General features: G+C 41.4%; 14 protein-coding genes. 2 read left to right on the plus strand and 12 right to left on the minus strand.

All coding sequences use genetic code 11. The features are described from left to right. Positions 1-29: 29 nt before the first annotated feature. The 9 genes from FN815_RS07045 to FN815_RS07085 form a co-directional block, all read right to left on the minus strand. Positions 30-530, minus strand: coding sequence for a VOC family protein (locus FN815_RS07045; protein ID WP_142453925.1), 501 nt, complete (start codon positions 528-530; stop codon positions 30-32). 106 nt (positions 531-636) lie between these two features. After that, positions 637-1,218, minus strand: a complete 582-nt coding sequence (locus FN815_RS07050; RefSeq protein WP_142453926.1) for a YceI family protein — start codon at positions 1,216-1,218, stop codon at positions 637-639. A 43-nt stretch (positions 1,219-1,261) separates the two neighbouring features. Beyond that, complete coding sequence (locus FN815_RS07055; RefSeq protein ID WP_142453927.1) at positions 1,262-2,119, minus strand: SDR family oxidoreductase; 858 nt, start codon at positions 2,117-2,119, stop codon at positions 1,262-1,264. Positions 2,120-2,156: 37 nt separating this feature from the next. Then, on the minus strand, positions 2,157-2,819 hold the full coding sequence (locus tag FN815_RS07060) for an NADPH-dependent F420 reductase (protein ID WP_142453928.1): 663 nt from the start codon (positions 2,817-2,819) through the stop codon (positions 2,157-2,159). A 148-nt stretch (positions 2,820-2,967) separates the two neighbouring features. Next, positions 2,968-3,543, minus strand: coding sequence for a Crp/Fnr family transcriptional regulator (locus FN815_RS07065; protein ID WP_142453929.1), 576 nt, complete (start codon positions 3,541-3,543; stop codon positions 2,968-2,970). Between the two features lie 125 nt (positions 3,544-3,668). After that, the gene (locus FN815_RS07070; protein WP_142453930.1) at positions 3,669-4,208 is read right to left on the minus strand and encodes a YceI family protein; all 540 of its coding nucleotides are present in this window, start codon (positions 4,206-4,208) and stop codon (positions 3,669-3,671) included. Between the two features lie 660 nt (positions 4,209-4,868). Then, a complete protein-coding gene (locus tag FN815_RS07075; protein ID WP_142453931.1) occupies positions 4,869-5,138 on the minus strand; it encodes a GIY-YIG nuclease family protein in 270 nt (89 codons plus the stop codon). Between the two features lie 171 nt (positions 5,139-5,309). After that, positions 5,310-6,011, minus strand: coding sequence for a LytR/AlgR family response regulator transcription factor (locus tag FN815_RS07080; protein ID WP_142453932.1), 702 nt, complete (start codon positions 6,009-6,011; stop codon positions 5,310-5,312). After that, positions 6,008-7,237 carry a sensor histidine kinase gene (locus FN815_RS07085; RefSeq protein ID WP_142453933.1) on the minus strand — a complete coding sequence of 410 codons (1,230 nt, stop codon included), beginning with the start codon at positions 7,235-7,237 and terminating at the stop codon, positions 6,008-6,010. The genes FN815_RS07080 and FN815_RS07085 overlap by 4 nt, the downstream gene beginning before the upstream one ends. Before the next feature lie 317 nt (positions 7,238-7,554). Here FN815_RS07085 and FN815_RS07090 point away from each other — a divergent pair, with 317 nt between their 5' ends. Next, positions 7,555-8,826, plus strand: coding sequence for an aspartyl protease family protein (locus FN815_RS07090; protein WP_142453934.1), 1,272 nt, complete (start codon positions 7,555-7,557; stop codon positions 8,824-8,826). 114 nt (positions 8,827-8,940) lie between these two features. Then, a complete protein-coding gene (locus tag FN815_RS07095; RefSeq protein WP_142453935.1) occupies positions 8,941-9,918 on the plus strand; it encodes an alpha/beta hydrolase family protein in 978 nt (325 codons plus the stop codon). A gap of 36 nt (positions 9,919-9,954) precedes the next feature. Here FN815_RS07095 and FN815_RS07100 read toward each other — a convergent pair whose 3' ends face one another. The 3 genes from FN815_RS07100 to FN815_RS07110 form a co-directional block, all read right to left on the minus strand. Continuing rightward, a complete protein-coding gene (locus FN815_RS07100; RefSeq protein WP_142453936.1) occupies positions 9,955-10,458 on the minus strand; it encodes a hypothetical protein in 504 nt (167 codons plus the stop codon). 135 nt (positions 10,459-10,593) lie between these two features. After that, entirely contained in the window at positions 10,594-10,944 is a 351-nt protein-coding gene (locus tag FN815_RS07105; protein WP_142453937.1) for a cupin domain-containing protein, read from the minus strand. A gap of 111 nt (positions 10,945-11,055) precedes the next feature. Then, positions 11,056-14,814, minus strand: a complete 3,759-nt coding sequence (locus FN815_RS07110; protein ID WP_221930268.1) for a PDC sensor domain-containing protein — start codon at positions 14,812-14,814, stop codon at positions 11,056-11,058. Positions 14,815-14,946: the final 132 nt, after the last annotated feature.

The raw sequence follows: 14,946 nt of genomic DNA on the forward strand, positions 1-14,946 counted from the left end.
TTTGAGTAATTATTTAAGTTCACAGATGATCAATCATCCAACTCGCTTAGAAGATCTTTCAGATCCAGAGGTTTGGTAACCATTTTCACCGAGCCATCTTTATCGTACTCCCATTCTTTTTGTGGGCGGTCCCGGTATAGTTCTACTCCATTTCCATCTGGATCCTGAAGATAGATTGCTTCAGAAACTCCATGGTCACTGGCTCCGCCAATAGGGTACTCTTTGTCAATGAGTCTTTTAAGTATGACCGCTAAGTCTTTCCGGGTCGGATACAAAAATGCCGTATGATACAAACCCGGGCTATTTCGAGGTGCAGGAGAGCCGCCATGGCTGTGCCAGGTGTTCAACCCGATATGATGGTGGTAGCCACCTGCAGATAGAAATGCGGCCTGTTCTCCATACATAGTGGTTAACTCAAAACCTAGCAGATCGCGATAGAACCCAAGGGCTTTATCAAGGTCAGAAACTTTCAGGTGTACATGTCCGACACGGGTTTCTGATGGAGTAGTATATGTATTATCAGTGCTCATGGTTAGATCTAATTAAGTGTGGTTTTGAGGTTCAGTGAAAAAACATAGTTGGATTCAATTGGAGTAAAAGGTCATAAAGATTCACCCTCATGGCCCTGGTCATCTATCAGCTATCTTGCTTGGTAAATTCACCATCGGCTTTAATTTGCACCTTATTGCTGATCATGGGTGGGGGAAAGCCATTGCCGAGGTCAAAGTCTGAGCGATCGATGGTTCCGGTAATTTGAATGCCGGCTTTAAGGGCTCCATAGGTCATTTCATTCTGAACTTTTCCACGGTAGACCATATGTACCTTTACTTCTTTTGTGATGCCGTGTAAGGTCAGGTTACCGGTGAGTGCATAGGAGTTTTTCGCTAACTTTTTAATGCCGGTGCTTTTGAATGTCATGGTCGGGTACTTTTCAACATCAAAGAAGTCCGCACTTTTAAGGTGATCATTGCGCTGATCTACACGGGTTTCGATGGACGCTGTTTGTACAATGAGTTCTACTTGCGCATCACTGAAGTCATCCTTCGAAGAAGTAATGTTGACTTTATAGTCGCTGAAGTAACCTGGAACATCAGCTATACCCAAGTGAGTTACAGTAAATCCGAGCTTTGAGTGAGCCGGGTCTTCAACCCAGACATCCTGAGCAAAAACGCTCGCAGGCACAATTAAAAGAGATAGTATAAAGGTTAATTTTTTCATGGTTGTATTAGGTTTAGTATTAGGTTACAGTAAATTGTTTTAATTAACGGGTGGTCATTTTGTCGATAAAACTTTGCATATCAGTGGGTGTGCGACCAAGTAATTTTTCCAGGTGATCAAACGAGAAGTCTAAGGCTCCGTCAGAAAAGGTCTCTGCAGTCATCAAGCTCATAGCTGCTTGTTCTTCTGTTATCTTAAGTCCTTGCAAAGCCTCTGCAAAGTAGGGGACTGAAATATCCGAGTAGGAGACCTTTTTGCCGGCTGCTTTACTTAACATATCAGCAATCTCGGCAAGTGTATATGACTTGCCGGATGTAATCTCGTAGGTCTTGTTTTTGTGCTGATCTTTATCCTGAAGACCGTTGGCTAATGCCTCAGCCATCTCAGAACGAAGTGCCAGGTTGATAGGTTTACCGGAAGATGGGAATACCCACTGTCCTGTTTTAAGTGCATCTCCCAGAAACAATGGCAGGAACTCCATATAAAATGTATTACGATAGATCGTGTAAGGAATGCCTGATTGTTTTATTAGTTTTTCAGTTGAAGCATGATCTGGAGATAGCGGGCTTAATTTTTTGTCAGCCTTAATAATACTGGTGTAAAAGATGTGGTTTACGTTGGCGTCCTTAGCAGCTTCAACGACATTTTCATGTTGCTTAACGCGTCCATCAAGAGTACTGGAGGAAATCAATAGCAAGGTATCAACACCTTGCATGGCATTTTCAATGGAGGCATAATCGGTATAGTCTCCAATTCTAAGCTCTATGCCTTTTGCTTTCAGTTCTGTTCCTTTTTGCTCACTGCGAACGAGTCCGGCAATGTTTGCATCGGGATCCTTCTCAAGTAGATAATTGATGGTTTGAGATCCCAATTCTCCGTTTGCTCCGGTTACAAGTATCATAAGTCTAATTTTTTAGTGTTAACGTTCTATTGGCTTTTCAGTGGAGTATCTTCCAGCCGGCGTGCCATTTATAATTATTTTTAATGGTGAGTTGTATCAGCAGAAGTTGCATGCGTTCAAGAGTTCCACTCACCGTCAGATCACCGGCAATTATTGGATTGAATCCTGCGGTCTCTACAAGTTCACTTACTATTATTAAGGCCTCCTCGTCATCACCGGCAATAAAGGCATCGGTTTGCTTCCCATCGATGACTGGCTGCTCAAAATCAGCAGCGAAGGTTGTGTTAAAGGCTTTAATCACCTTAGAGTGAGGGAGCCACTCTTGCAATTCTTCAGCCGCACTGGTATCAGGCCTGGTTGTTAGCTTTTCGAAATCTTCATCTACCGGATTTGCTATACTGATCACTACTTTTTGAGTGGCAACATCTCTGATCTTGTCAGTCAGCTCTTTTTCGACTTCATGTGGGACAGCAAGAATAATAATGTCAGCTTCCCAGCTGGTTTCGTGAGGACAGCTCATGAAATGGGTATCAGCTTCAGGGTGTTTATCACGAATTTGTTGTGAAAGCTCACCTAATTGCTTTGGGTCTGAGTCAAATAGTAGGAGGCGATAGTTACCACCGGCAATGCTTTTTGCAATGGCAGAACCCATTGAGCCTCCGGCACCAAGAATGGCAACCGTTTGTTTGGTAATAGACATATTGGACTTTCGTTTACAATTGAATAATTATTTCAATGCAAACTTACCGGTCATGGGTCTTGAAACCATTGATATCTGTTAGTAAAAACTCTTGATATATATCAATGAATGTGCAAACAAAATTCTCTTTCTGTTGAAAAGAGACAGATCAACGATTATAACTTCCACGTACTCTACTAAGTGTTTCCGGGCTAACTCCAATATAAGAGGCTATCAAATGTTGGGGGACCCTATTAAGGAAAGCTGGACTTTCAGCGATCAAGCGTTCATATTTTTCTTCCGCAGTAAGTCCCAGGGCATTTTCAACGCGACGCTGCAGAGCTACATAAGCATTTTGTACAATAATGCGATGATAGCGTTCATAAGGGGGAACTTGTTCAAGAAGCATTTCATGATTCTTTCGGTCCAGTATTAGCAGTTCACTATCTTCAAGTACTTCGATATTTAAACGTGTGGGTTTACCTGTAAAGAAACTTTGGAGATTGGCCATCCACCAACCTTCAAAAGCAAAGCGAATCACACGTTTATTTCCAGACATATCTAAAGAGTAGGAGTACAGGGCCCCTTTTTCAACAAAAGCTAATTCTCTGCAAACATCCCCCTCTTGAAGCAAGAATTGCCTTTTGAGCATACGCTTTGGGCGAAAACTATGTTTGCACAGCTCCCATTCTTTGTCACTTAAAGTAACATGTTCCTGAAGGCTCTTTTTTAGCTGTTCATACATTAGAAAAGACTTTAGCTTGTGGTGAAATCCTGTGATCAAAAATGTACACCGAATTGCAGTAAATAAAAAAGCGGATACCCTTTGAAAGAGTATCCGCTTGGGGGATCAACAACAAATTGCTGTAATCAGCTTTGAACGAACTGAACGTTTAACTGCAATTTAACCTGGTCACCAACAACAACGTTTCCGGCTTCTGTTACAGCACTCCATGTAAGACCGAAGTCTTTGCGGTTGATAGATCCACTAATTTCAAAACCGGCTTTGGTTTGGCCGTATGGATCAACAACAGTTCCGCCGTGAACCACATCCAAAAGTACCTTTTTGGTTACATCACGAATGGTCAGGTCACCGGTTACTTTATATTCTCCGTCTTTGATCTTTTCGAAATTCACTGATTCAAATTTCAGTTGGGGAAATTCTTCTGCATTGAAGAAATCATCCGACTTCAGGTGCTGATCCCGGTCTTCATTGTTGGTCGATATACTGTCGATATCAGCGCTAAAGGTAGCTTTAGCCTTTTTGAAATCGTCACCATCGGTTTCAATCGTTCCGTCATAAGAACCGAAGCTTCCGGTGACAGTCGAAATAACCAGGTGTTTTACTTTGAATTGCACTTCAGAGTGAGTGGGATCAATTTTCCACAAAGTTTTTGTTGAAGTAGTCATGGTATTGGGGATTTGATGTTATTCATTATGTTCAGGAATAACATAAGGGGGTATTGAACCAACACCATTGATATAAGACAGGAATTAATCTTGATATATGTCAATAGAGTATCTAACAGAAGAACATTTTTCCGGCAAACAAAACTTTCATTTACCTTCTCTTTGTTCACTTAACAGAAATATAGAATCCACGTTAGATCATGAATAACGTGCATTTAAACGAAATAGAGCGAAGACTTTTGCTTTCTTCCGGGCGTACAAATATAAAGCCACAAGATACTGATAAACAGAATCTTGTGGCTTTTATGTTTTGGGGATTGGACAATATTTGATAAACATTTTCCCCTCGTTCCCAACCACCCGGTTGGGGATGCCACTCCGGACCTCCCGGTCCGCGATATGCTACAGACAACATCCCCGCTCAATTTTTGATTAAACATTACTTCCCTTCACCCACCGGGGTAAAAATTCTTCTCTATTATTACACCTTTTCCCCGGGTTGCCCGATCCCGATCATCGCCCCAAATTAACACCCCAACGGGCTTACCCAAGGTTACCTGCGTTTTTGACTGCTACGGAGTCGTAAAGCTTTATAATCCATGCGGTTCCATAATTGGCAGCCACAAAAAGATCTCAAACCCAATAATCATCCTAAAAAAACTAACCCTTTGCCATTAAACGTGCTATCAACGCTTCCTTCTGCTTTCGACTTAGCTGCTTAATGGCGTATTCGCGTTTGCAGGCTTCGGATTGATTGGGCTGTTCTTCGAGATATACCAGTTCTTTGGGAGGAAATGCCCGCAGGTATTTGGCTCCCTTACCGCTGCAGTGATCCCGCCATCTGTTAATCACATGGTTGGTACAGCCGGTGTACAGACTGCCGTTTCCACAGCGGATGATATATACAAACCAGGAAACTTCTTCGTACATATGCTATTCTGTTTCGCTTTAAGACCTCCAACGGGATCAACTTAATCCGAGGGGGCGTTGCTTTGGGAACAATTCCGTTAAGTATATAAAATCACATTCCTTAAAACACAGATTTCCTCACAAAAATAATCCGTGGAATCCCACAATCCACAAAATCCGTGATTCCAACCCTTAGCCCTCAAAAAACGCTTTCACCTCTTTCCGGTAGGTTTTGCCAATGGCTAACTTCTTGTCCGCCACCTTAACCTGCCAGGACTCATATTCCTGCAAATAATCGGCATTGATGATGGTAGAACGATGAATACGAATGAATGAGCCGGGAAGGAATTCTTCCATGAGTTCGCTTAGACTGTGGTCCACTATCACTTTTTCATCTTGCATAAACACCTCCGCATAATTCCCGGAAGCCGTAATGTAACGGATATCAGCAGAGTCCAGTTTTAGCATCTTGGTTCCGTTTTTTAGCAACAAGGCAGAAGCTTTGGCATCAAGCTGAGGACCGGGTTGGACAGCCTGCCGTTTATGCTCCAGCACACGCATCACCGCCTTGTAGAACCTGGGAAACTCGATGGGTTTTAAGAGGTAACCGGCCGCCTCATGATCGTAACTCTCCACCGCATACTCATCATAAGCCGTTGTAAAAATAACAGTCGGCGGATTCTTCAACGCCTTCAATAACGACATCCCATCCATATCCGGCATGTTGATGTCCAGGAAAATAAGATCCACCTGCTGCTCTTTTAAATAAGAAGCGGCTTTAAGCGGAGAGGTGAATGTTTCCATCAGTTCAAGCTCCTCAATCTTATCCACGTAATGCCTGATCACATGATGGGCCCGAGGTTCGTCGTCTACAGATATGGCTTTTAGTTTCATCGGCGGGGTAGTTTTAATATCACCTCATGTTGTTGCTGGTTAGACAGGATATCCAAATCAAAGTCATCTTCATAATACAAGGCCAGTAACTTTTTGGTTTGAGCCGTCCCGATCCCGGAAACACCGGCTTCCTGTTTTGAGGGATGATTGCTGTTACAAACCGTCAAAATGATATAGGTTTCTGTGATGTTAAGTTTCATCTCCACGAAGGAAGGCCTTTCATAGCTTATGCCATGCTTGAATGCATTTTCCACAAAGTTAATCAGGATCATCGGGGCGATTTGCGCCGAATGCAGATCACCGCTTATCTCCATGTTGATATCTACGGATTCCGGATTTAATCGCAATTTCTGTAATTCCACATAACGTTTTATGTACTCCCATTCTTCTCTCAGCGGAACCAGTTTTTTGGTGCTATGGGTTAATGAGTATCTCATCAAACCGGTTAGGTTCTGTAGCCCATCCGCAAGGGCTTCGTTCTTACTTTCAAGCGCCATGGAGTACAGGTTATTCAGCGTATTGAAAAAGAAATGAGGCCGAAGCTGAGCCCTTATCAAGGCAAGTTCCGATTGCATATGATCGGCTTCCTCCAGTTCCTGATACCTGTATAAAAACTGAGTCGTCGTTTGTGCCAGAAAAGCCACCAACACGATCAAAAAATAGACCGCAAACAGAGAATCAGAAAATGAACTAAAAGTGCCAAACCTGAATACCGTGGTGGAAGGCTGAGTGGTTAGAGCTGAAGCTGTCGTTTGGCTGGTTGTCGGTTCAGTGTTAAGCATCACTCCGGCAAACACCACAATGACCATATGAATAATAGCAAAACCAAGCCAGCCCGTAGTCAATGCAAGCAGCTTCTTTTTAAGGGCGCTTTGATTTCTTTTGAAGAACATAAAATAGGAGACAAACCAACCTGTGAGATACAGCCCATACACAATGCCATGCCAAATCATTTGATTAGTTTGAGAAGACTGTGCATCGTTGCTGCTTCCAAAGCTGGAAGTAACTTCGGAATTCATTGTATCCTGAAAAACAGAACCGGCAGCAGTATCCGGCGAAGAAGAATACCCGCGAAGGATATAAGCTTCAGATTCTGAAGAAATGGGAACACCCTCTAACACCATATAATTGATGAGCTCATAATTTCTAATTGCCAGGGTTGTGATAACCACCACCGCCACAATATGGATCAGAATTTCGGCCAGTTTTGGTATCCGGGGATTCATGCTAAAAGTTCAATGTACATGCTGTGTTTTATCGTAAGCGTTGAAGTAACACCGTTAAGAGAGTCAGTAATGTTGATTTCATCAAACTTATACATCGGTTTTGTGTGTCATTCATTTAAAGGTAGAGAGCAGGCCGTTCAGGATTAAATAGAACATCCGAACGGCGCTTTATATCATGTGAACGGCACCCCTACGCATTCAGCCAATAAATGTTAACACTCAAAAGTCAAAGGAATGCTTTCGGATGTAAAATTTTTTGAGTGAAATGCTGGAGGTTATTCTTGGTGAAAACATTAAATATTCACCAGGTACACACTATGGATATTAGTAATTATTTACTGCTACTGCTTATTTGGACGCTGGCTTTTGGAGTAATCCGGGGACAAGAGAAATCAAGCAAAGAGAAACTGGTTGATCGTATCGTCCAAAGCATAAATAACCAGTCTATGGAAGGCTTGAAGCCCTATTTATCGGACGATTTTGTTATTTCAGGCAGATATAGTCCCATTTCATTGAAAATCCTGGAACAGCTTATTCTTCAATTAAACGAACAGGTAAATGACTATACCTGGATCAAGTCCGAAGAAACGCTTGATGGTTCAGTGACACATTTTTACCGCTTCGATTATGAGGGGATGGGGGAAAGACAGATGTCGTTTTCAGTCAATGAAGACGGTAAAATCACAGAAATGGAGCTGGTGAATATGAAAGTAAAGACCCTGGAGGAAGAACCGGAGGTAATTAAACCCACAGAAAAGGTCATAGAGATTCCCTTCCGGTTAAAAGAAAAACTGCTGTTAGTAGATGCGACAATCCAAGGAGAAAGAAAGACCTTCCTGTTTGATTCCGGATCTCCACGATTGATTCTCAATCAACAGCATTTTAGTACTGAAGCAACAGATTCGGGAGCAACCAGATTCAGCTCTGTGGAGGGAGTACATAGACACATCAACAGCCTAGATATTATTGAGCTGCCGGATTTCAATTTCCATGGCATCCGGATGAAGAACCAGCAAGTGCTCACCGCAGACCTTTCTCATTTAGAGGCTACTTTGCACACTCCCATTGTCGGCTTAATCGGGTACGAAATCTTTGAAGGCTACGATGTGCTGTTTAATTATGGACAACAAAAGCTGATACTCATTTACCCGGATCAAACCAAAAACTTTATAGCCGCATTAAGTGCGCAGCTATCCGTCTCCGTTATCCCCTTCAAGTTAGAAAGTCATCTCCCTCTGTTTGAAGCCTCGGCTTCAGGCCGGCAATTTACTTTGGGTTTGGATAGTGGTGCCTCCTCAAACCTCCTGTCACTTAATTTGATTGAACCGTTGGAAGGATCAGTCTCTGAACTGCACCACACCGAGCTTTCCGGAGCGGATACAAATGAACAAATGGTTACCAAAGGGGTTCTGGATGAGATCGGCATTGGCGACATTTCCTATTTCAGTGTACCCACGATCTTTAAAGATATCACAAACCTGAAAAAAGCCTACGGAGATGAGCTGGAAGGATTGGCAGGATATGAACTTTTAAGCCGGCAGGTATCGTTGATTTCCTATTCGGAAAATACCCTGTATCTCTTTAAATAAAGTGTAGCAGTCGGCAATGACATTCCGGTAAGGGCCGCCATGAAAAATATCTACTGCTAATTTACTAAGCAGGTTAAATGCTAACATAGTATCAATCTTAAAACGGGAATCTACGTGACTAAAAAATGTGCTTTACTACCCTTATGCTTTCTTTTGCTTTTGATACCGGCATTGTGCTTTGCCCAGATCACTCCTGGTGATAAAGGGTTCAGGGAATACACCATCGAAGCTCCCAATGATACCATCAACTTTTATCTATATGCTCCAAGGGATCTTCAGAAAGATCATCTTTTCATTCATATTGACGGCTCTTATCCGGCTCCACTCTGGATAGAAACCAATCCCTGTTGCTCCACGATGGATCCTTTTAGCTATAATTTGATTCCCGATAATTATGCCTACGTTGTTATCTCAAAACACGGATTTCCATTCAGCGACAAAGAAGATTTTACGGTTCCATCAAATTATTGGGAAAAGAATACACTGGATTTTCGGGTTGAGAGGGTTAACCGGGTGATCAAATATATTCAGCAAGAGATTTTTCAACCAGAAAATATCGTATTGGTAGGCACCTCACAGGGGACGGATGTAGCTGCAAAGTTAGCTACTCTAAATAAAGATGTAACGCACCTTGGATTTTGGGCAGGAGGAGGACTCCCCCAACTTATGGAATTCATCATGTTTGTAAGGAAGGATGCTATTGCAGGAAAAATTTCGGAAGTCGAGGCTACAAAACGAATTGATTCCCTTCTGGTGCAGTTTGAACGGATGTTCCAGGATCCATCGCCACATAAAATGTGGGATGGAAATAGTTATCTCAGCTATGTGAGTTTTTCTGAACCTCCCGTTCAACACCTTTTAAAACTTGATATCCCGATATATGTGGCGGTAGGCACCCTGGATAAAAATGTGGCTGTTGAAAATTCCTACATCATCCCCGTTGAATTTATCCGTCACAGAAAAAAGAACCTTACCTTTCGACAGTTTCCAAACTATGATCACAATTTCATAGAAATAACCGAAACCGGACAAGAAATCGACCAGTTTGATACGGTGACCAAAGATTTCATTCAATGGCTGGAAGAGCACTAGTCCGGCATAATAAGTACCGAAATGTGCGGATAGTGCTTAGGCTTCATTCTTCTTAAAAATCCGATTCCCAATCTCCCGCTCTTTCCGCACCAAGAATGAGCCCTGACCGCGCTGGCGGACAAACCTGCATGTGCGTCCGCAAGCATAGAACAGCAAAAAAGCCAATAGCGTAGCGCCAATGGTCGCTATAGGCTGTTCGGCAAGATTTTGATAAACGGCCTGGAAAAAAGCTACGCCTTCATTCAACATATCCATTACGCGATCCATCGCTTGCCCGCCATATCGCTGATGAAAGTCTGCCGCTGTTTGCGTGTTATAATCCTCAATTACCATGCTGATGTAGCTTAACTTCTCAGGCCAGGCGGCAAGCTTATGGTACACCTCCGACAAAGAACCAAATCCTGTAGCAAGTTTATCCAAAAAAGAATCCGGTGCGGCTAAAACAATGAGGGCAACCACTCCGGCTGCAATTTTAAATACAAATTCCAGCACAAACAGAAGCGGATGTACGGTAAATCTATATATAGGAGAAGTTTTCATAGAGCGCCGGTAAGGTTTTGAGATTCATATACTGCTGCTTTTAGCGAATCGGGTAACAAGATAGCTTAAGCTTTCACTTTAAAAAACTTTGAGTACGTGATTGCCTTCTATATCTACTCAAAAGCCTGTTTTCAATCAATCCAAGGTAATGAACACAGAAGTGCGAGGCCCATTATTCACGGCCCGGCTGATATGTCCCCGGCCAGTGGTGTCTTCCACCAGCACAATGTCTCCGGTTGAGAATCGCCGTACGGTTCCATCTCCTATTTCTACATCTACGGCACCATCCAGCATGATGATATATTGCCGGCGGGGCGCATTGTGCCAATCATAATTATAATCGGGATCGGTGCGACGGAAGATGATACCCGTGGCATCCAATCGCTCTGAAAGGTGTCCGATGTCGCCGGCATCTTCCAGTTCTATTTCAAAATCCTCGAAATGTGATTCGTTGTCTGCGCCGGTGTAGATTCGGGTGATGGTCATTGCTCTAAGTTCTGTTTAAACATTTAAAAAAAACATATCTCCCTGAAGTGACTTATAAAACCTAAAAAGCACTTCGGAGATTCCTTTTATTCAAACGAAGCATAGAATTTTTCACTCAGCTCTTTTACCAAACATAGAGGGAACATTGGTAAGCTTGGCAATGGCACCAAAAATTGCAATTAGTGACGTTACAATGGCCACTATTTCATTTAGATATTGTTGTTGGGTAAACAATATAAACAAGAAAAGTCCGCCCATAACAAGCAGAATAAAGGTGCGGTATCTTGCCCAGCTGCTTTTGCTTTCAACTTCAGATTTAATTGCTTTAAGAGCACTTTCGTCAAAAGTATCGAGAATAAATTGCCGGAAGGTGGCCCTGTCCGTACATTCCTTCGCAGCTTTTTCTTGCTCTTGATCCTCCTCTTTTTTCTTATTTACTGCCTCTTCATCGTCATCATAAAAATAAAATTGTGTGAGTATCAGATGTTCTGACCCATTTTGGGATTTGTTGTTATCACTGCCATTTTTCAATCCGTCTTGGGATTTGTCTTTATGCTTGTCCTTGCTCTTGCCCTTTATCAATCCCTTCTTGAATAATGCATTAATTACGCCGGTATTTTTAGTATTGATGATTCCATCTTCGGCTAAATCATACAACAAATATTGCTCATTTTTATCCAGACTCACAAACCTTTTTTGAAATTTCATCCTTGTTTTAAGCTTTTTGTTACAGGCTTCCTCCCTTTCTTCATCAGTAAAACAAATCGGTTTATAATAAGTGTCAAAGGTTGACAGGAACTCTAATAAACTGCTATAAAGATCTATTGTCTCTGGTACTTCTTCTGTTTTGTCTATTTCACTTTCCTGATTTTGAAGTTCTTCTTTTTGCCCCCCTTTACTTTCCTGCTCTTTTACTTTTCCTGATTTCTCAGTCTTTACCATATACTCCTTTTCTTTTGCTCTTTCCGCCTCCTCAATCAACAGTAACGGACTTTGTTTACAAATAACCGTAATTTTCTTCTCTTTATATGAAGACAGGAGCTCTTTCATTGCAATGGCATCTTCTTTGGATATCTCTTCAAATGAGGCTGGAAAGTTAGATACCCGTATTTCCCTTATCTTTTCATCTTCATCTGATTTGGGATTTCCTGCATAACTACTCCACTCCACTTGTTTTACTTCTGTAGAACTTACATCGTTAGAAAACGCCTCTCCTGTCACATCTACTAAAAAGAGCCTTAAAGGGGCATCTGTTACTTTTTCCATCTTGCACTCCCAATCCCAATCCTCCATTTTCTGGATCTGAACTTTGAACAACCTTTTTTTAACTCTTCTAAAAATTTTTATGGCTCCCAAAAGTAGTACCAAAAGTGCCAGCAGCGTAAAAACCATACCTCCAAAGTTTTTATTTAGCCATGTTCCAACGCTGGCAAAGTTAAGCCTTGTTAATTCCGGATTATGAGTTACCCTGTTTTTAACGGTCCTTGTTACTTCCTGCATACCCATAAAAAGGGTTCTTTCCTTATATGCCCGAAAGGCATTATCCATTTCGTGATCAAACTCACTAAAGGAATAGAATACAGGCTGACCTGCCATAGAGTATTCCGGCAATATCTTCTTTTTGAACATGTAATTGCCCTTTCCTTCGCCCATATTCATCCTTTTGCTGTGGATGTTTGCTAGGGTTTGGAATTTATTGGCACAGAGCTCCTCACCAAGCCATGCTATATATTCTTTGTTGGCAATCTCCTTTTTATTCAACAACTCCGCAGTCTTTATTTCTTTTAACTTGTTTAGAGTAAAGGTTTCCCGGTTATACGAATAATTGAAGATCAGAAGTGGGATCAGCACACAAAGAAAGAAAACAACTCCCCAACCCTGCTCATATTTCAGCTGTTTTTGCATTGAAATAGGACGTAACCAACTATCGTAAGATGGCGGCTTATGTTTTAAATATGCTTTCAGATACACCACTCCCATAAATAACAAAATCAATAAAATAATGATGGATATAGTAATCCGGATGACTCTTGAAAACACTCCGAGTTGTGTACTTTTATCCCCTATTAGTACCAAGTAAAAAGGCAACTCCTCGTGGAGACGAGAAAAAGAGGCCGCCGATTGACTTCCATGGTATGAGATAGAAGTGTAACCCAGGTTATTATTATGGATACGCTGGCGAACTGCTTCTGTATCTTTTACTTCTTCAAAAAAGTTCTCATTTAGGTTCTTATCTGAATCTGAATGAAAGTGTACCAGTCCGCTTTTATCAATTACACTAAACTGATAGCCATATGGAAGCACTGTATCATACAGCGAATACAATTTGCTGGTAATACCAAATATTCTATTGCTACATTTTTGCTTTCGGGTGATAACCGCCAGTTGTTGCCCCGTATTGTAAGACACAATAGATTCCAGAAACATCTGTGCTGAAGGGCAACCACCTGTTTTATACCCCGTTTCCTGAAACAACCTGTCTACATAGCCCCGGTTTTTTACGTTAAATTTTGGAGTACGATGCTTTCTAACTGTCCATTTTTTTTCTTGTGCACCACTTGAATCAATCACAAAATAATCTTCCAGGAATGGGTAGGTCCAAAAAAAGTGCTCGTGATTGTTGGCTTCATCAAATGGCGAATGTGCCTCATTACTATCACTCATGTTCTCAGCTCCGGCTGCTTCCATCCTCACCAAAAAATCAGCGATATCATAATACTCTTCAGCAAAGGTTCCTTTTATTTCTGCTTCTAAGTATTCAAGAGATTCCTTGTTCTGTACCTCAGACATATTGAATACATACAAAAAATAAATAACGATCGTAAGCAAAGAGGTCAGGCTGATGATCGAAAAATATGCCAATACTATATCCCTGGTATTTACTTTTTCCTGATCATTAATAGTATTCAATTTTATAAGAGGCAAGGCCAGCAATACCAATACTGAAACTACCAACAATATCAGGCTCCATTTCCTGGAAATCTTCCAGCTTTCGCTCCTAAACTCATCAGCCCGGATAAAACCAACAAGATTCCAATGCTGGCTTTTGGATATATGGATAGGACGCACAAACGCTTTGTACTCTACTCCATTTACAGCGACTGTGCGCACTCTTGCGTTTCTCGTTTGTGCGGTACCAGCCAAACTATCTGAAAATTCTTCGTAAAACATCGTCCCCTGGGGATTAGACTCATATATAAGCCAGTCTTTGGTTGTCAAAATAAAGCTCTCAAAGAAATCGAAATGCAACAAATCACCCACCAGGTTCGGAGTAGCTATCTCAATTTTATACGATAAATGGGTTTTACTCTCATTACTTAGCACCGAATCAGTATGAGTTGAATCAGGAACTCCACTCTCTGTTTTTTCACAAAAGATCCGGGTATTTCCGGATATTTCATTAAGTCCAATACGATCAGAGTAAAGAACCGAAGTATAGTCTGGCGTATTTATATGCAGTTCAATTTTGTTTTCACTGAAGCTTTCATCATTGTGAGCTTTAATCCTTTCAACACTCAGCTCTCGAAATGAGATATCGCTGTTAAACCGGTTTATTTCATTGTTCAGATGGCTTTCAACATTTAAAAAAACTTTACTTGTATCCCCTTTTTCCAATTTTGAAAGACCACAAAAAATATAGTTACCAACACTTTTTTCCTTTACCACATTACGAGCATTTTTTATTAAACTTTTTGCCCGTGTTCTCAGGTTATCACTTACCCGGTTTAACTCTCGAAAATTTCTTTCTGTAATTCTTTCTTCGTTTTCCGGAACGTATATTAGAAAAAAGCCCGCAACCAGCGAGGCAATGATCGTGGATATAATAATGATCAACCAATAGTTCCCGGCGGCTTTACTTTTTGTAGCCATATTAACCCCATAGTTTATGTTATTGTAAGTAAGAGCTATCAGATTGCCATTCCTTACAAAAAAAATTTTCCGCCCGGATACCCCATTTATCTTCCTGAGCTCATATTAATGTAATAAAAAAATATATATATC

This window comes from Gracilimonas mengyeensis, assembly GCF_900182705.1.
GTDB lineage: Bacteria > Bacteroidota > Rhodothermia > Balneolales > Balneolaceae > Gracilimonas > Gracilimonas mengyeensis.

Excerpts from the sequence above, each read along its gene's own strand:
- FN815_RS07105 (WP_142453937.1), bottom strand. The coding sequence starts at position 10,944 with ATGACCATCACCCGAATCTACACCGGCGCAGACAACGAATCACATTTC.
- FN815_RS07080 (WP_142453932.1), bottom strand. The coding sequence starts at position 6,011 with ATGAAACTAAAAGCCATATCTGTAGACGACGAACCTCGGGCCCATCAT.
- FN815_RS07060 (WP_142453928.1), bottom strand. The coding sequence starts at position 2,819 with ATGTCTATTACCAAACAAACGGTTGCCATTCTTGGTGCCGGAGGCTCA.
- FN815_RS07055 (WP_142453927.1), bottom strand. The coding sequence starts at position 2,119 with ATGATACTTGTAACCGGAGCAAACGGAGAATTGGGATCTCAAACCATC.
- FN815_RS07110 (WP_221930268.1), bottom strand. The coding sequence starts at position 14,814 with ATGGCTACAAAAAGTAAAGCCGCCGGGAACTATTGGTTGATCATTATT.
- FN815_RS07070 (WP_142453930.1), bottom strand. The coding sequence starts at position 4,208 with ATGACTACTTCAACAAAAACTTTGTGGAAAATTGATCCCACTCACTCT.
- FN815_RS07075 (WP_142453931.1), bottom strand. The coding sequence starts at position 5,138 with ATGTACGAAGAAGTTTCCTGGTTTGTATATATCATCCGCTGTGGAAAC.
- FN815_RS07100 (WP_142453936.1), bottom strand. The coding sequence starts at position 10,458 with ATGAAAACTTCTCCTATATATAGATTTACCGTACATCCGCTTCTGTTT.
- FN815_RS07045 (WP_142453925.1), bottom strand. The coding sequence starts at position 530 with ATGAGCACTGATAATACATATACTACTCCATCAGAAACCCGTGTCGGA.
- FN815_RS07065 (WP_142453929.1), bottom strand. The coding sequence starts at position 3,543 with ATGTATGAACAGCTAAAAAAGAGCCTTCAGGAACATGTTACTTTAAGT.
- FN815_RS07050 (WP_142453926.1), bottom strand. The coding sequence starts at position 1,218 with ATGAAAAAATTAACCTTTATACTATCTCTTTTAATTGTGCCTGCGAGC.
- FN815_RS07090 (WP_142453934.1), top strand. The coding sequence starts at position 7,555 with ATGGATATTAGTAATTATTTACTGCTACTGCTTATTTGGACGCTGGCT.
- FN815_RS07085 (WP_142453933.1), bottom strand. The coding sequence starts at position 7,237 with ATGAATCCCCGGATACCAAAACTGGCCGAAATTCTGATCCATATTGTG.